Here is an 18,090-nt window from a genome sequence, read left to right as displayed (position 1 = left end):
GCGGAGCAGCTGCATTGAGCGTCAGAACGCGCTGCGCCGCAACCGTGGCAAGGCAGGTCCGATACGAGTTGTGCCGACTTGCGTCCCGCCGGCGCAACCTGCATTCGCATGACTTGAACGCCGACGGCGCGGTGATAGCCTGCCGGCCCCGTCTCACGCCGTCATCGGCCTGAAGCCTTTGCCGCCGATCCTGGCGGACAGGCCGACGAAGAGGAACGACGATGACCCTGCTTTCCCGTCTCGTGCTCGCCCTCTGCCTGACCTTCTCGGCTGCGCCCGCCTTCGCCCAGAAGGCCTATGTCCGCAACGACCTGCTCGCCGACGGGCAGCGACTGGAGGAGCGGCTGAAGCGCGAGGTCGCCGCCGGGAATCGTTCTGCCCCTGACGCCGTCCGCGCCGGCGAGATCGCGCTCGCCCGCGGCGATGCCCGCTCCGCGCTGCCCCAGGCCAATGCCGCGATCGTCGCGGATGCCGGCAATGCCGCAGGCTGGCGCCTGATGGCGCGCGCCGCCAACGCGATCGAGCCGCGCGACTATCGCGAGCGCTGGGAGCTGCGCGAGCGCGCCATCGCCGCGGCCTATCTCGCCTACAGCCGAGCGACCACGCGCAATGACGAGGCGGCCTCGCTCGGCGTGCTCGCCCAGACCTTCGAAAAGAACGAGTTGTGGCGCCCGGCGCTGACCACCTATCGCCTCAGCCTCGATCTTGCCGCCAACGCCTCGCTGCAAACAGCCTATGAGAGCCTGCGCGAGAAGCGCGGCTTCCGTCTGATCTCCAACAAGACCGATTCCGACGCCGCGAGCCCGCGCGCCTGCTTCGAGTTCTCGGAAGCCCTGGCGCGCGGCCGCGTCGATTTCGCGCCCTATGTCGCGATTTCCGGCGGCAGGAACGCGCAAGGATCGGGCGATTTCGCTGTCAGCGCCGAGGACCGCCAGATCTGCGTCGACGGGCTCAAGCATGGCGAGCGCTATGCCATCGTCATCCGCCAGGGCGTGCCCTCGGCCATTCCCGACGAAACCCTGCTGAAATCGGCCGATTACGAGATCTATGTCCGCGACCGCACGCCCTCCGTGCGCTTCACCGGCAAGAACTACGTGCTGCCGCGCAGCGGCCAGCAGGGCATCCCGGTGGTCTCGGTCAACACCGGCAAGCTCGACCTCGAGGTCATGCGGATCGGCGACCGCAACCTGATCAACTCCGTCCATTCCGACGATTTCCTCGGCCAGCTCGGCTCCTGGTCCGCAAAGCAGATCTCGGGCGATAAGGGCCAGAGCGTCTGGACCGGCACGATGGACGTGAAGTCCGAGCTCAACCAGGACGTCGTCACCGCCTTCCCGGTCGGCGAGGCCGTGGGCGCGCTCAAGCCCGGCGTCTATGTGATGTTCGCCAAGCCCGCGGGCGGGCCGGCCGCAGCGCCTGCCAGCGACGACGGCGATTCCTATGACGACGGCTCGACGCGGGCGACGCAGTGGTTCGTCGTTTCCGATCTCGGGCTGACCTCGTTCACCGGCGCCGACGGCGTGCATGTGCTCGCCCGCTCGCTCGCCGATGCCAAGCCCGTCGCCAATGCGGAACTGCGACTGATCGCCCGCAACAACGAGGTGCTGGGTACGGCGAAGACCGATGGCAACGGCTATGCCCGCTTCGACGCAGGGCTTGCCAAGGGCCAGGGCGGCAATGCACCCGGCCTCGTCACCGCCTCGTTCGCCGAGGATTACGGCTTCCTCGACCTGAAGCAGACCGCGTTCGATCTCTCCGACCGTGGCGTGAAAGGCCGCGTCGCCCCCAGCGGGCTCGACGCCTTCCTCTACACCGAGCGCGGCGTCTACCGCTCGGGCGAGACGGTCTATCTCACCTCCCTGCTGCGCGACGCCAAGGGCGCCGCTATCACCGGCTTGCCGCTGACCATCGTCGTCAGGCGGCCTGATGGCGTCGAGTATCGCCGCCGCCAGGTCGAGGACCAGGGGGCCGGCGGGCGCGCTCATTCGATCCCGCTGATTTCGGGCGCAGCGACCGGCACCTGGCGCGTGCTCGCCTATTCCGACCCGAAGGGGCAGGCGATCGGCGAGACCTCCTTCCTCGTCGAGGACTATGTGCCCGAGCGGCTGGAGCTGACGCTCTCGCCCAAGACGCCGCTGCTGCAGGCGGGCGAGCCGGCGGAGCTCGACGTCGCCGCGCGCTATCTCTACGGCGCGCCGGGCTCCGAGCTCGATGTCACCGGCTCGATGACGATCCGCGCGGCGGGGGCGAGCGCCATCCCCGGCTTCAAGGACTATCAGGTCGGCCTGACCGACGAGGCGTTCGAGCCGGTCCAGAGCGAGTTCGAGGAGAGCGCCGAAACGGACGCCGCCGGCAAGGCGGTGATCACCAATCCCGTCCAGCAGCCCGACACCAACCGCCCGCTCGAAGTCGAGATGACCGTGCGCGTCGGCGAGCCCGGCGGGCGCGCCATCGCCCGCTCCGTCACCCTGCCGATCGTGCCCAAGGGCGCCGCCATCGGCGTCAAGAAGCTGTTCAGGGACGGCGATCTCGGCAACGGCCAGACCGCGAATTTCGAAGTCATCATGGCCACCGGCGACGGCAAGCGCATCAGCCGCGCGAATGTGAAATGGGTGCTCTCGAAGGTACGCCGCAACTACCAGTGGTTCTTCCAGGACGGCCGCTGGAACTACGAGGGCGTCAAGACCACCCGCCGCGTCGCCGATGGCGAGATCGCGGTGGCGGAAGCTGCCGGCGCCAAGATCGCCGCGCCGGTCGAGTGGGGCAATTACCGGCTCGACGTGACCTCCGACGGCAACGAGGCCGCCGAGACCTCGGTCTCCTTCAGCGTCGGCTATGAGAGCGACAAGACGGCGGATACGCCGGATGTGCTCGACGTCGCGCTCGACAAGGCCGCCTATGCCGATGGCGAGAGCCTTCAGGTCCGCCTCTCGCCGCGCTTCGGCGGCAAGGCGACGCTCGCCGTCGTCACCGACAGGGTGGCGGATATCCGCACTATCGACATCACTGATGGCGGCACCACCGCCTCGATCCCGGTGAAGGCGGAATGGGGTGCGAGCGCCTATCTCGTCGTGCTCGCCCATCGCCCGATGGACACCGCTGCCAAGCGCCTGCCCGGCCGCGCCATAGGCCTCGCCTGGTTCCAGATCGGCAAGGAACAGCGCACGCTGTCTGTTGATCTCGGCGCCCCGCAGCTGGTGCGCCCGCTCTCGACGCTGTCGCTGCCGGTCAAAGTGACCGGCATGAAGCCGGGCGAGGATGCCTTCGTCACGCTGGCCGCCGTCGATATCGGCATCCTCAACCTCACCCGCTACGAGAGCCCGGACCCGAGCAAGTTCTTCTTCGGCCAGCGCCAGCTCGGCCATGAGTTGCGGGACCTCTACGGGTATCTGATCGACGGCATGCAGGGCACCCGCGGCGCGATCCGCACCGGCGGCGACGCTGCGCCGCAGCTCGAGGGCGAGAAGCCGACGCAGGAGCCGCTCGCCCGCTATTCCGGCGTGGTCAAGGTCGGGGCCGACGGCACGGCGAAGATCGATTTCGACCTGCCGGCCTTCAACGGCTCGGTCCGCGTCATGGGCGTCGCCTGGTCGGCCGGGCGCACCGGCCAGGCCAGCGCCGACGTGATCGTGCGCGACCAGATCGTCGCGCAGGCGACGCTGCCGCGCTTCCTCGCCATCGGCGACCAGTCGCGCTTTCATCTCCAGGTTGACAATGTCGAGGGACCCGCCGGCGCCTATACCGTCGATCTCGACGTGAAGGGTCCGGTGCTCGTCGCCGCCGACGCGACGCGCCGCACGATGCAGCTCGGCGCCGGCGCCAAGACGCAGATGACGATCCCGGTCACCGCCGCCGGCCTCGGCCGCGCCGAATTCGACGTCCGGGTCAGCGGGCCGAACGGCATCGGCACGGTGCAGAACCTCGCCGTGCGCGTGCAGCCCTCGGCCGCGACGATCGCGCGCCGCATCGTCCGCACCATCCCCGGCAATGGCGGGGCGATCACCGTCTCCTCGGACCTGCTGGCCGATCTCGTGCCGAATTCCGGCCAGGTCTCGGTGAGCGTCTCGCCCTTCGGCTCGCTCGACGTGCCCGCTTTGCTCAAGGCGCTCGACCGCTACCCCTATGGCTGCACCGAGCAGACCGTCTCGCGCGCGCTGCCGCTGCTGGCGGTCAACCAGCTCGCCTCGCTGGAACAGCTCGCGCTCGACGACAAGGCCGACGAGCGCGTCGTCAACGCGATCGAGCGCGTGCTGGCCCGCCAGGGCGGCAACGGCTCCTTCGGGCTCTGGGGCGTCGGCGGCGACGATCTCTGGCTCGACGCCTTCGTCGCGGACTTCCTGACGCGCGCCCGCGAGAAGCAGTTCGCCGTGCCGCAGATCGCCTTCAATCTCGCGCTCGACCGCCTGCGCAACCAGGTCGTCAACACCAGCGAGATCAACAAGGAAGAGGCGGCCGGCATCGCCTATGCGCTCTATGTGCTCGCCCGCAACGGCCGGCCGGTGATGGGCGATTTGCGCTATCTCGCCGACAACAAGCTCGGGGATTTCGCGACGCCGCTCGCCCGCGCCCAGATCGGCGCCGCGCTCTCGGCGCTGGGCGATCGCGGGCGCGGCCGCGCCGCCTTCGGCAGCGCGCTCGCACTGCTGCAGCAGGCAGGCGATGACGGGCTGTCGCGGCCCGATTACGGCTCGCGCCTGCGCGACGGCGCCGGCGTGCTCGCGCTGATCGCCGAGTCGAATGGCGAGCGCGCCGACATCACGCGCGCCGTCTCGATCCTCGACGCCACCCGCAACAGCGCCCGCTACAGCTACACCTCGACGCAGGAGCAGATGTGGATGGTGCTGGCGGCACAGGCCATGGCCAAGGACGCCGAGGGCATGACGCTGACCGTCGACGGCGCGGCCCGCAAGGGCGCCCTCTACCGCACGATTCCCGCCGGGGCACTGGAGGCGAAGCCGCTCACCATCACCAATCCCGGCGCGGCCAGCGCACAGGCCGTCATCACCGTGGCGGGCATCCCGACCGCGCCCGAGCCGGCGCTGAACCAGGGTTTCGGGCTGGAGCGCGTCATCTACACGATGAAGGGCGAGCGGGCCGATCCCGCGCGCCTGCGCCAGAATGAGCGCTATGTCGTGGCGCTGACCGTGACGGAAGGCGCGCCGCGCTATGGCCGGCTGCTGCTGGTCGATCCCGTCCCGGCCGGGCTGGAGATCGAGAACGCCAACCTGACGGAGGGCGCCTCGGTCGCCGGGCTCGACTGGCTGAAGCAGGAGGTCTCGCCGGTGCATACCGAAGCGCGCGACGACCGCTATGTCGCGGCCTTCGAGCGCTCGGGCGCGAAGAGCGACAAGCTCTCCTACACCGTCGCCTATATCGCGCGAGCGGTCTCGCCCGGCCGCTACGTCTCGCCCGCCGCCGTGATCGAAGACATGTACCGGCCGGACCGCTTCGGCCGCACGGGCTTCGGCACGGTGGAGATCAGTTCGGCACGGTGATGACCGGCCCCGGACCAGACCGCCCGTCATTCTCGGGCGAAGCGAAGCGCAGACCCGAAAATCTCGATCAGGAGATGCTCGGGTCAAGCCCGAGCATGACGGCTGACATTCCCGTCATCGCGAGCGCAGCGAAGCGATCCAGGGGCGGCAGGGCGGCGCGCTGGATTGCTTCGTCGGTGGCGCTCCTCGCAATGACGGGCGCCGCTGCCCTCATCCTCTACGCCCGCTCGCTGCCCCCGCTCGACCTCTCGGCCGCAGCCGATCGCTCGACCGTCGTTCTCGACCGCGAAGGCAAGCTTCTCCGCCCCTTCCTCACCAATGACGGGCGCTGGAAGCTGCCGGTCACCTCCGAGGACGTGGACCCGCGCTACCTCGCCATGCTCAAGGCCTTCGAGGACAAGCGCTTCGACGATCATCGCGGCATCGACCCGCTCGGGCTGCTGCGCGCCGCCGGCCAGATGCTGGCGAATGGCCGCATCGTCTCGGGCGGCTCGACGCTGACCATGCAGGTCGCACGCCTGCTGGAGCCGCGCGAGGACCGCACGCTCGCGGCCAAGCTTCGGCAGGCCGTGCGCGCCATCGAGCTGGAGCGGCGCTTCGACAAGGCTGGCATTCTCGACCTCTACCTCACGCTCGCGCCCTTCGGCGGCAATCTCGAAGGCGTGCGCGCCGCGAGCTTCGCCTATTTCGGCAAGGAGCCGAAGCGGCTCTCGACGGCCGAGGCCGCCCTCCTCGTCGCCCTGCCGCAATCGCCGGAGACGCGCCGGCCGGACCGCTTCACCGAGGCCGCCCGCAAGGCGCGTGAACGCGTGCTGGAACGGGTCGAGCAGGCCGGCTTAGCCACCCGCGACGAGGTTGCCACCGCCCGCGCCGAGCCGATCCCGACCGCCCGTCGCCCCTTCCCGAACTTGAGCCCGCATGTCGCCGAGCAGGCCGTGGCGGAGGCGCCGGCCGAGCGGGTCCAGAAGCTCTCGCTCGACGCGCGGCTGCAAGCGTCGCTCGAAGGTCTTGCCCGCGAGCGCAGCCTGGGGCTGGCGCCGCAGGTCTCGATCGCGATCCTTGCCGTCGACAACGACACCGGCGAAATCCGCGCCTCGGTCGGCGGCGTCGACTACTTCGCTACGGAGCGGGCGGGTTCGCTCGACCTGACGCGGGCGCTGCGCTCGCCGGGCTCGGCGCTGAAGCCGTTCATCTACGCGCTCGCCTTCGACAACGGCATCGCCCATCCCGAGACGATGCTGGAGGACCGGCCAGCCCGCTACGGCATCTATATCCCCGAGAACTTCGACATGACCTTCCAGGGCATGGTCAGCGCGCGCAAAGCCTTGCAGCTCTCGCTCAACGTGCCAGCGGTGGAGCTGCTTTCGGCGCTCGGCCCGCAACGCTTCCTCTCGCGGCTGCGCGATGCCGGCATCGCCATCGCCATGCCCAAGGACAGCGGCGCGCCCGGCCTCGCCGTCGGCCTCGGCGGGCTCGGCATCACCCTGCAGGACCTGACCCGCGCCTATGTCGGGCTGGCCCGCGGCGGCGAGCTGGTGCCGCTGCGCTTCCGGGCCGCATCCGCCACTTCCCTCGGCCCTCATCCTGAGGAGCCGCCCTCGGGTCCGGCCTTTGGCCGGCCCAAGGATGAACTCCGCGGCGTCTCGAAGGATGATCCAGCGCCCTCTGGAGCATCCTTCGAGACGCAAGGCTCACGCCTTGCTCCTCAGGATGAGGGCTCGCATGGCGGAGCTCGCCTCGTCGACCCCGTCGCGGCCTGGTACGTCGCCGACACCCTGCTCGGCGCGCCGCCCCCGCTCAACGCGGTGCCCGGACGCATCGCCTACAAGACCGGCACCTCCTATGGCTATCGCGACGCCTGGGCTGTCGGCTTCGACCGCAAGCATACGATCGGCGTCTGGGTCGGCAGGGCCGACAACGGCGCCGTGCCCGGCCTCGTCGGACGCACCGTCGCGGCACCGATCCTGTTCGACGCCTTCGCGCGGCTCGGCATCGACCCGCGTCCTTTCCCGCAGCCGGCGGATGCGATCATTGCCAGCACAGGCCATCTGCCGCCGCCGCTCAGGCATCTCAGGCAGGACGTGCCCAAAACCGTGACGGCGATGACGACGCCGACGCTCAAGCTCGCCTTCCCGCCGGATGGCGCGCGCATCGACCTCTCCGCCGCCGCCCTCGACGGCAAGGGCCAGCTCAACCTCAAGGCCGCCGGCGGCTCGCCGCCCTATACCTGGCTGGTCGACGGCACGCCGGTGACGGAACCCCAGCGCCGGCGCGAAACGCAGTGGCAGCCACCGGGCAAGGGCTTCATGCGGATTTCCGTGATCGACGGCACCGGCGCGAGCGAGAGCGTGTCCATCAGGCTGCAGTAGCGCGCCGAAAGCCCCGTCCAGGCGCGCCTGCGGGGTTTCGGGCTTGTGAGCATCCGGGGATGCGCGGAGCCTGGCGGCGTTCGCAGTCGACGGCTGCGTGCCGATGTCGAGTCGATGTCGATGGTGTCGAACAGCGACGACCTCGCGCTGCCCGGCTCCGCGCACGGGTATCTGGGGGTCCGCTTCGCTTGGACGCCCGGCGAGGGCGGAGGCCTGCCTGTTCGGCCTGTGCGAAGTCGGCACCTCCACGCCCGACGGACCCGCAACGGTCCGGCGCGCGCGAAACCCGCAATCCCCTCCGGCCTGCGATGCCTCGCGAAGCCCCCGGTCGGAAGGGACGCGGGGAGAATAGGCATGGGGCGGAGCAGCGGGGATAAGTTTGCCTGCAATCGGGAGCGTCATGCTCGGGCTTGACCCGAGCATCTCATGCCGAAAGAGGCTCTTGCGCCGTCCCGTCCGGCGATTCCCGGGTCTCCGCTACGCTTCGCCCGAGAATGACGTAGGTGCCCTACTCCGCCGGCGCGGGATGCGCCCCGTGCGCCTCGTCATGCGCGCCGTGGCGCGAGCCGTGGACCTTGCGGGCCAGGTAGCTGTAGGCGACCGGCACCACATAGAGCGTCAGCAGCGTGCCGAAGGTCATGCCGCCGACGATGACCCAGCCGATCTGCGAGCGGCTTTCGGCACCCGCGCCATGGGCGATGGCGAGCGGCACCGCGCCGAGCACCATCGCGCCCGTGGTCATCAGGATCGGCCGCAGGCGCAGCTCCGCCGCCTCGACGAGGGCGTCGATCATCTCCTTGCCCTCCTMGCGCAGCTGGTTGGTGAACTCCAGGATCAGGATGCCGTGCTTGGTGATCAGGCCGACCAGCGTGATCAGGCCGATCTGGCTGTACACGTTCATCGTCCCGCCCGTGTAGTAGAGCGCGGCGAGCGCGCCCGTGAGCGAGAGTGGCACCGAGACCATGATCACGATCGGATCGACGAAGCTCTCGAACTGCGCTGCCAGCACCAGATAGATGAAGCCCAGCGCCAGCAGGAAGACGAGGAAGATGCTCGCGCCCGACTGCTTGAACTCGCGGCTCTGGCCGGAATAATCGACCTGGACCGAGGACGGCAACACGCGGGCCGTCGCATCCTCCAGCACCTTGAGCGCGTCGCCGAGCGAGTAGCCCGGCGCCGGCAGCGCCGTGATCGTGGCCGAGCGCAGCTGGTTGAAGCGGACCAGCTCCTTGGGCGCGACGGTCTCCTCGATCCTGACCAGGCTCGACAGCTGCACCACGGCGCCGCTGCGGCCCATCAGATAGATCGATTGCAGCGCCTGCGGCGTGTTGCGCTCCGAACCGGCGACCTGCAGCATCACGTCGTACTGCTTGCTGTTCATGTTGAAGCGCGTGACCTGGCGCCCTCCGAGCAGCGTCTCCATGGTGCGGCCGATGACATCGACGCCGACGCCGAGGTCGGCAGCGCGCTGCCGGTCGATCGTGACCCGGATCTGCGGCTTGTCGAGAATCAGGTTCGTTTCGACGTTCGAGAGCGCCGGAGAGTCGGCGACCTCCCGCATCAGCTGATCGACATAGCTCTTGAGCTGCGCATAGCTCTCCGAAGAGCGCAGCACGAACTCCACCGGCTTGCTGTTGGCGTTGCCCTGGCCGAGCGAGGGCGGGTTGTTGGCGAAGAGGCGGATGCCGGGGATCTGTCCGAGCTCGCGGGTAATGTCGGCGACGAGATCCTGCTGCTTGCGCTCGCGCTCCTCCCAGGGCTTGAGCCGGGCAATGGCGATGGCGCGGGTCACGTCGGGGAAGCCGACGATGACGAGATAGGTATCCACCTCCTGGAGCTTGCTGAAATACTCCTCGACCCGCCGGGCGTAGCTCGCCGTGAAGGACATGGTCGCCCCTTCCGGCGCGACGCCGATCACGTTGATCGTGCCGCGATCCTCGACCGGCGCCAGCTCCGCGCGCAGATGCGTGAAGAAGTAATAGCCGCCGCCGGCGACGCCGACCGCGAGCAGGACGATGAGCGGGCGCACCGTCAGGGCGGCGCGCAGCGAAGCCTTGTAGCCCCGCGACAGCCCCTGGAAGCCACGCTCCAGCACGTTGTACAGCCAGCTATGCTTGTCGTGGTGGCGCAGGAGCTTGGCGCACATCATCGGCGTCAGCGTCAGCGCGACGAAGCCCGAGACCAAGACCGCGCCGGCGAGCGTGAGCGCGAACTCGATGAAGAGCTTGCCGGTGCGGCCGGTCGAGAACGCCATCGGCGCATAGACCGCCACCAGCGTCAGCGTCATCGCGACCACCGCGAAGGCGATCTCGTTGATGCCGCGGATCGCCGCCTTGGTCGGCTCCATGCCGTCCTCGATATGGCGGTGGACGTTCTCCAGCACCACGATGGCGTCGTCGACGACGAGGCCGATGGCGAGCACCATCGAGAGCAGCGTCAGCGTGTTGACGGTGAAGCCGAACGCATACATCAGCGCGAAGGAGCCGATCAGCGAGACGGGGATCGTCACCAGCGGAATCAGCGTCGCCCTGAGCGAGCGCAGGAAGACGAAGATAATGAGGACGACGAGGACGATCGCCTCGATGATCGTCTGGAACACCGCCTTGATCGAGCGGTCGATGAAGATCGAGCTGTCGTAGGAGACCGCGATCGACATACCGTCGGGCAGATCCTCGATGATGCCCGGCAGGGCTGCGCGCACGCCGGACGAGACGTCGAGCGGGTTCGCGGTCGCCTGCTTGACGATGCCGACCGTCACCGAGGGCGAGCCCTTGAACCAGGCCGCGTTGCGCTCCTCGAGCGCGCCGAGCTCGACGCGCGCGAGATCCTTCAGCTTGATCGGGAAGCCGGCGGCATCCTTCACCACGATCTCTCGGAACTGCTCCGGCGTGACCAGGCCGGTCTGCGACAGCACGGTGAACTCGCGGTCGCTGCTCTCGATCCGGCCCGACGGAATCTCGATGTTCTGGGCGCGAACCGCCGCCTCGATCTGCTGGACGGTCACGTCATAGGCCGAGAGGCGCGAGCGATCGAGCCAGATGCGCATCGCATATTGCCGCTGGCCGAGGATGCGGACCTCGGCGACGCCCGTGATGTTCTGGACGCGCTCGGCGATGAAACGATCGGCAAAGTCGGTCAGCTCGAGCGGGCTATGCCGCGTGCTGGTCAGCGACAGATAAAGGACCGGCTGCGAATCCGCCTCGACCTTGGCGATGATCGGTTCGTCGATCTCTTCCGGCATGCGCCCGCGCACACGGCTGACGCGGTCACGCACGTCCGACGCGGCGACATCGGGGTCGATGTCCGGGCGGAAGCGCACCGAGATCTGGCTGCGTTCCTGGCGGCTGGCCGAGGAGATGATCTCGATGCCCTCGATGCCGGCGATCGAGTTCTCCAGGATCTGCGTGACCTGGGTCTCGATGATCTCAGCCGAGGCACCGCGATAGATCGTCTGCACCGAGACGATCGGCTCGTCGATATTCGGGTATTCGCGGACGGTGAGGCGGCCATAGCAGACGATGCCGATCAGCATCACCAGCAGGCTCAGCACCGTCGAGAGGACGGGCCTGCGGACGAAGAGTTCGAAGAGGCTCATCAGAGCTGGCTCGTCTGGACAGGCTTTTCCTTGATGGAGATGGTGCTGCCGTCACGCAGCCGCATCTGACCGGCGGTGATGATCTGCATGCCGGGCTTCAGCCCGCTGACCACCTCGACCTTGCCGGGCAGCCGCTTGCCGAGCTCGACCGCGACGCGGCGCGCCTTGCCGTTCTCGGCCACGTAGATCATCTTGCCGACACCGTCCGGGACCACCGCCATCTCGGGGATGATCATGGCGTTCTCGCGCTGGTCGACCGTGATCGACAGCCGGGCGAAAAGGCCGGGCTTCAGGGCGAGGTCGCCGTTCGGAACGTTGGCGCGCAGGCGGATCGCGCGGCCGTTGACGTCGACGACCGGGTCGATCGCGAAGATCTGGCCCGTGAAAGTCCGGTCCGGAACGGCATCGACGCGCACCTGGACGGGCTGGCCGACCTTGACGCGGCTCAGATAAATCTCCGGCACCCGGAAATCGACCTTGATCGGGTCGATGCTGGTCAGCACGATCAGCGGCTTGCCGACGGAGACATAATCGCCGATGCCGACCGAGCGCAGGCCGACGACGCCGCTGAACGGCGCGACGATGGTCGATTGCGCGAGCTTGGCCTTGGCAAGCTGGACGCGCGCCTCGCTGGAGGCGAGCCGCGCCGTCGACTCGTCGAGCGCGACCTGCGTGCCCGAGCCGCGCTGCACCAGCGCCCTCAGCCGCTCGTTGGTGTCGCGCGCCAGCCCGAGATCGGCCAGCGCCTGCTTCAGCTCGGCATCGAGGATGGCGGTATCGAGCTTAACCAGATCCTGACCGGCCTTGACCCGCTCGCCCTCCTTGAAGCCGAGAGCGACGACGCGGCCGGCGATTTCGGAAGCGATGATCACGGATTCATCCGCGGCGAGCGTGCCGAGCGCCTCGACCTCCTCGTTGACGGTCATCGTCTCGACGGAAGCCACCTCCACCGGCACGGCGCGCGGCCCGGAAACGGCGCTGGCCTGGGCCTGCTGCGTGCCGGCACGCTGGTTGCGGTAGGCGTAATAGCCGCCGCCGGCGAGCGCCGCGACCACGACGAGGAGAACAAACCGCTTCATAAGACTGGACGCTCCGATACCGCGCGACTATCTTAGACTGGACAGTCTAGTTTGATAAGAGGCCACCTGCGCGGGGGAGCATGGCTGATACCCCTCTCCGCCGTCACCGGGCGACCTCTCTCAACGAACCGGCAGACGCCGAGGCAAGACCCGTGCCGAAACCCCTCCGGCGAAACGGCACCAAGACCCGCCTGCTCGACTCCAACCAGACCGAAACGAACCCGGCCAAATCCCCTTCCGCCGAACGCGGGCGCCCCGACAAGCACGACGCCATCACCCGCGCTGCCGCCGAAACCTTCCTCGCGGAGGGGTTCGAACGCGCGAGCCTCGACCAGATCGCCCATCGGGCCGGTGTTGCGAAACAGACGATCTACAGCCATTTCGCCGATAAGGAAGCGCTGTTCAAGGCGATTTGTGCCGGCCTCACGGAAACGTTGACTCTGCCGCTCGAGCAGGCGTCGCCCGCCGCCGATCTGCGCAGCGCCCTGGCGCGCCTGGGCGAGGACATGCTCAAGCTCATGCTGCGCCCGGCCTCCCTCGATCTGCACCGGCTCGTGGTCAGCGCCTCGCCGCGCTTTCCCGAGCTCGGCCGCGTCGCCTATGAGGCTGGCGCCAAGAGAATGAGCGCCGCGATCGTGACGCTGCTCATCGAACGGTCACGCGTCGGCGACGGCGTCGCCCGGCCGCTCGGCCTCGCCGAAGCTGATCTCCTCGCCGAGCAGTTCGTCGGCATGCTGCGCGGCCTGCATCAATTGCGCGGCCTTCTCGGGGTCAAGCCGATGCCGGCCGCCCAACGGAAAGCCTATGTGCGCGCCTGCGTCGATGCGCTGCTGAACTCGCTCTGACAAGGCCTTCGGGGCCGCCCAACCGCGCTTTCGGCCACTGTCACGCCGCTGTCATCAGCGGCCGCTAGCTCTCGTCGCCATGGAGACGCGTTGCCCCCCGGCTTGGGCCGGACGGGGCTGCGCTCATGCCCGCATCGTGCGCGAGAACCCACCACATGCTGCGTATCGAAGGTCTGACCAAGCGCTTTGGCGACAAGAACGCTGTCGACAATGTCTCGCTGTCGATCCCGAAGGGAGAGATGGTTGGCGTGATCGGCAGGTCCGGAGCCGGCAAATCAACCCTGCTGCGCATGCTGAATCGGCTGGCCGAGCCAACCTCCGGCCGGATCGCCTGCGAGGAGCAGGAGGTCACGGCGCTGAAGGGGGCCTCGCTGCGGCGCTGGCGCCGTGACACGGCGATGATCTTCCAGCAGTTCAACCTCGTCGGCCGCTTGGACGTGCTGACCAATGTGCTGCTCGGGCGCCTGAACCACCGCTCCGCCGCCCTGACCCTGGTCAAGAGCTTCTCGGAAGACGACAAGATCCGCGCCATTGCGGCGCTCGAGCGTCTCGATATGGGGCATCTGTTGGCACAGCGCGCCGAGACCCTGTCCGGCGGCCAGCAGCAGCGCGTCGCCATCGCCCGCGCGCTCGTCCAGGAGCCGCGCATCATCCTCGCCGACGAGCCGATTGCCTCGCTCGACCCGCGCAACACCCAGGTCGTCATGGACGCGCTGTTCCGCATCAATCGCGAGGACGGCATCACCGTGATGTGCAACCTGCACGACCTCGACATCGCTGCGAAGTATTGCGACCGGCTGATCGGCATGTCGGCCGGCAAGGTGGTGTTCGACGACGTGCCGCAGGCGCTGACCCGCGAGGTCGCGGCCGAACTCTACGGCATCGAGGCCAAGGATGCCGGCGCCGAGGCGCTGGATGCGCTCGACGCCATCGCCGCCTCCGAAGCGAAGCGCGCGCGCCAGAAGATCGCCTGACAAGCGAAGGATCGCCGGCGCGGCCGGAGGCCGCCGCTGCGAGAAGACCAGCCCGACAGCAACCAGGAGCAGACCCAATGCTGACCCGTCGCCATACCCTCAAGCTCGCGGCCGCCGGCCTCGCGGCCGCCGCTGCCCCGGCCTTCGCCCAGGACTGGAAGGCGAAGTATCCGGAGCTCGTCTTCGCGATCATCCCGGCCGAGAATGCCTCGGGCGTCGTCGAGCGCTACACCCCCTTCGTGAACTACCTCGCGAAGGAACTCGGCACCAAGGTGACGCTGCGCATCGCCAATGACTACGCCGCGATCATCGAGGGCCAGCGCGCCGGCAACATCCATATCGGCATGTACGGCCCGGCTTCCTTCGCCCGCGCCCGCATGACCGGCGCCAAGGTCGATGCCTTCGCCATCGAGACCAATCTCGACGGCACCAAGGGCTATCACTCGGTCTTCTACGTGAAGAAGGACTCGCCCTACCAGAAGGTCGAGGACCTCAAGGGCAAGAATCTCGGCCTCGTCGATCCGAACTCCACTTCGGGCAACAACGTGCCGCGCTTCGTCCTCAACCAGATGAAGATCGAGCCGGAAACCTTCTTCTCCAAGGTCGTCTACACCGGCAGCCACGAGAACGCGGTCATCGCGCTGCAGCAGGGCACCGTCGACATCGCCGCCAACTGGTGGAACGACGAGCAGGAATCCAACCTGCAGCGCATGGCCCGCAAGAACATGGTCAAGGCCGACGACTTCCGGATCATCTACAAGTCCGAGCAGATCGTGAACTCGCCGATGGCCTATCTCACGGACCTGCCTGATGACCTCAAGGCGAAGATCCGCGACGCGGTGCTGAACCTCGCCACCAAGGACAAGGCCGCCTTCGACAAGATCTATGAAGGCAAGCAGGGCCCGCTCGTCGCCGTCGACAACAAGGCCTACGACCCGATCATCGAGCTCAACAAGTTCGTCGACGACCTGCGGAAGAAGAAGTCGTCGTAAGCAGCACGCACGCTCGCCGTCATGGTCGGGCTTGTCCCGACCATCCACATCTTCCCTGCCTTTTGCAGCTTTCAAGACTTGGATGCTCGCCACAAGGGCGAGCATGACGGTTGCGGCGCGACTTGGCGCCCTCTCCGGTAACGGACGCTCATGACCCTCGCGATCGACCGCAACGACCCGGCCATCCGGGCCCATGCCGAGACCTATCGTCAGGCGGCCGTGGCCAAGCGCCGGCAGGCCTTGATCGGCGCCGCCGTGTTCATCGTCTGCGTCCTGCTCGCAGCGCGGGGCTCGGAAGTCGATCTCGGCAAGTTCGCCGAGAACATCCACCGCTTCCCGAAATACATCTTCGAGACGCTGCCGACGCTGCGCCTCTCCAGCCTCGGCGCCGACCTCGCCGAATGGTACTGGGGCCTGAAGGGCTGGCTGAAGCTGCTCTGGCAGACCATCCTGATCGCCTATGTCGGCACCGTGCTCGGCGTGGTCGGCGCCTTCCTGTTCTGCTTCGCCGCGGCTGCCAATCTCGGCCGGTCCGCCTGGCTGCGCTTCGCGGTCCGCCGCTATCTCGAATTCTGCCGCACCGTTCCCGAGATCGTCTTCGCGCTGATCTTCGTCATCGCCTTCGGCCTCGGCCCGCTGCCCGGCGTGCTCGCCATCGCCATCCACACCATGGGCGCGCTCGGCAAGCTCTTCTCCGAGGTGGTCGAGAATATCGATCTGAAGCCGGTCGACGGCGTCACCGCCGCCGGCGGCAGCTGGTGGCAGATCGTGCGCTTCGCGGTGGTGCCGCAGGTGCTCTCGAACTTCGCCAGCTATGCGCTGCTGCGCTTCGAGATCAATGTCCGCGGCGCCTCGATCATGGGCTTCGTCGGCGCCGGCGGCATCGGCCAGGACCTGATCGAGGCCATCCGCAAATTCTACTTCACCGATGTCAGCGCCATCCTGCTGCTCATCATCGTCACGGTGATGCTGATCGACTACGGCACCGAGCGGCTGCGCCACGCCCTCCTCAGCCTGGAGCATGGCCGATGAGCCTCGCCTTCACCCCGGCCGAGCGCGCCGATATCCTCACCCGCCACCAGGCTGCGATCCGCGGCTCGCTCAAGACGAAGCTCGCCACGATCGGCACCGTCGTCGCCCTGCTCGGCCTCTTCCTCTACGGGCTGACGACGCTCGAGACCTCGCTCTGGAAGATCCTCGCCGGGCTCGGCAATCTCGGCTCCTTCGTCGCCCTGATGCTGCCGCCCAATCCCGGTTCCTGGACCCGCGCGCTGATCTTCGTGCAGGCGCTGTTCGAGACGATCGCCATCGCCTTTCTCGGCACCGTTCTGGCGGCGACGCTCGCTTTGCCCTTCGGCTTCCTCGCGGCCCGCAACGTCGTCGCCAACCGCGTGGTGCACTTCCTTGCGCGGCGCTCGCTCGACACGGTGCGCGGCGTCGATGCCCTGATCTGGGCGCTGATCTGGGTGAACGTCGTGGGCCTCGGCCCCTTCGCGGGCATGCTCGCGATCATGACCAGCGATCTCGGCGCCTTCGGCAAGCTCTATTCGGAAGCGATCGAGGCGGCCGATCGCAAGGCGGTCGAGGGCGTCGCCTCCGTCGGCGGCGGCAAGGCGCATGAGATCCGCTTCGGCCTGCTGCCGCAGGTGCTGCCGGTGATCGCGAGCCAGGTGCTCTATTTCATCGAGTCGAACACCCGCTCCTCGACGATCATCGGCATCGTCGGCGCCGGCGGCATCGGCCTCTATCTCGCCGAGACGATCCGGACGCTGGAATGGCAGCAGGTTTCCTTCCTGATCCTGCTGATCCTCGCCGCGGTCTCCGCCATCGACTTCCTGTCGAGCAAGCTGCGCTTCGCCATCATCGGCCGCCGGGCGAGGTGAAACCCCTGCCGTCCTTCTCGGGCGCAGCGAAGCGAAGACCCGAGAATCTCTCGCCGGAAGAGGCGCCCCATCGTCCTGAGATGCTCGGGTCAAGCCCGAGCACGACGGAGCCCTTCAATCCCCGAACGGCTCGATCACCATTTCCACGCGCTCGGCGGCGAAGACGCTGCTTACGAGATGCACCGGCGTCAGGTCCGGCAAGGCATCGACCGCAGTCGAGATCATCACGGCCGCCTCCGGCGCGATCTCCAGCAACTCCGCTTCAGGCTCGTCGGCAAGCCGTGCCGTCAGTCGCGTCGACAGGCGGACATAATCCGTGATGCCGTAAATCTTGAAAGCCGCCGTGATCGAACCGCCCGCTTCGCGATAGACCTTGTCGAAATCCGGAAAGCGCTCGACCGAGAGCCAATGCGTGCCCGTGCCCATCGGCACGCCATCGGCGAGACTCACGCCCCGTACACACCAGAGCGGCGTCCCGGTCTTCAGCTTGAGTGCCGCGCAAGCCGACGCCTCCCCCACCACCACCTCGGCCGAGAGCATGCGGCTCGTGCCGGTGATGCCGAGCTTGCCCATATTGGTGCGCATGCTGACGCGCCGGCCGATCGGATAGGGCAGGCGCGGCGCCATCACCTGCGTGCCGCGGCCGCGCGAAACCGTCACCAGCCCCTGCTCGGCGAGATGGCGGAACGCCTGCCGCACCGTGTGGCGATGCACGCCATAGCGCTCGGCCAGCGCGACCGAGGCCGGCAGCGTGTCGCCGAGCTTGTACTCGCCACGCGTGATCGCCTCCGCCAGTTCGTCGGCGATGCGTCGCCAGGCCGTACCGCCATCCCTTTCCGCGAGTGCTGCGTCCGTCAT

General features: G+C 68.1%; 10 protein-coding genes. 7 read left to right on the top strand and 3 right to left on the bottom strand.

Annotation, left to right across the window (positions count from 1 at the left end; all coding sequences use genetic code 11):
* Positions 1-221: 221 nt before the first annotated feature.
* Positions 222-5,495, top strand: a complete 5,274-nt coding sequence (locus tag AC1DIN_RS18640; RefSeq protein ID WP_476810870.1) for an alpha-2-macroglobulin family protein — start codon at positions 222-224, stop codon at positions 5,493-5,495.
* A 95-nt stretch (positions 5,496-5,590) separates the two neighbouring features.
* Positions 5,591-7,864, top strand: coding sequence for a penicillin-binding protein 1C (gene pbpC / locus AC1DIN_RS18635; protein WP_476810869.1), 2,274 nt, complete (start codon positions 5,591-5,593; stop codon positions 7,862-7,864).
* A 508-nt stretch (positions 7,865-8,372) separates the two neighbouring features.
* On the opposite strand, the gene AC1DIN_RS18630 is transcribed toward pbpC, so the two are convergent.
* Complete coding sequence (locus AC1DIN_RS18630) at positions 8,373-11,459, bottom strand: efflux RND transporter permease subunit (protein WP_476810868.1); 3,087 nt, start codon at positions 11,457-11,459, stop codon at positions 8,373-8,375.
* Positions 11,459-12,538 (bottom strand): efflux RND transporter periplasmic adaptor subunit, encoded by a 1,080-nt coding sequence (locus AC1DIN_RS18625; protein WP_476766960.1) that lies wholly within the window; start codon positions 12,536-12,538, stop codon positions 11,459-11,461. The genes AC1DIN_RS18630 and AC1DIN_RS18625 overlap by 1 nt, the downstream gene beginning before the upstream one ends.
* Before the next feature lie 152 nt (positions 12,539-12,690).
* Here AC1DIN_RS18625 and AC1DIN_RS18620 point away from each other — a divergent pair, with 152 nt between their 5' ends.
* The 5 genes from AC1DIN_RS18620 to phnE (AC1DIN_RS18600) all read left to right on the top strand — a co-directional run bounded on the left by AC1DIN_RS18620 (position 12,691) and on the right by phnE (AC1DIN_RS18600) (position 17,232).
* A complete protein-coding gene (locus tag AC1DIN_RS18620) occupies positions 12,691-13,383 on the top strand; it encodes a TetR/AcrR family transcriptional regulator (protein WP_476810867.1) in 693 nt (230 codons plus the stop codon).
* Between the two features lie 155 nt (positions 13,384-13,538).
* On the top strand, positions 13,539-14,357 hold the full coding sequence (gene phnC, locus AC1DIN_RS18615; RefSeq protein ID WP_441472322.1) for a phosphonate ABC transporter ATP-binding protein: 819 nt from the start codon (positions 13,539-13,541) through the stop codon (positions 14,355-14,357).
* 77 nt (positions 14,358-14,434) lie between these two features.
* Positions 14,435-15,349: a phosphonate ABC transporter substrate-binding protein gene (gene phnD / locus AC1DIN_RS18610; RefSeq protein ID WP_441472321.1), complete on the top strand. Its 915-nt coding sequence runs from the start codon at positions 14,435-14,437 to the stop codon at positions 15,347-15,349.
* 150 nt (positions 15,350-15,499) lie between these two features.
* Positions 15,500-16,381 carry a phosphonate ABC transporter, permease protein PhnE gene (phnE, locus tag AC1DIN_RS18605; RefSeq protein ID WP_476810866.1) on the top strand — a complete coding sequence of 294 codons (882 nt, stop codon included), beginning with the start codon at positions 15,500-15,502 and terminating at the stop codon, positions 16,379-16,381.
* On the top strand, positions 16,378-17,232 hold the full coding sequence (gene phnE, locus AC1DIN_RS18600) for a phosphonate ABC transporter, permease protein PhnE (protein WP_476810865.1): 855 nt from the start codon (positions 16,378-16,380) through the stop codon (positions 17,230-17,232). Before phnE (AC1DIN_RS18605) ends, phnE (AC1DIN_RS18600) begins: the two co-directional genes overlap by 4 nt.
* Before the next feature lie 114 nt (positions 17,233-17,346).
* On the opposite strand, the gene phnF is transcribed toward phnE (AC1DIN_RS18600), so the two are convergent.
* Positions 17,347-18,090: a phosphonate metabolism transcriptional regulator PhnF gene (gene phnF, locus AC1DIN_RS18595; protein WP_476810864.1), complete on the bottom strand. Its 744-nt coding sequence runs from the start codon at positions 18,088-18,090 to the stop codon at positions 17,347-17,349.

The sequence above is a fragment of the Allobosea sp. 05T438 genome (genome assembly GCF_056396025.1).
This window is presented reverse-complemented; position numbering and strand designations above follow the sequence as displayed.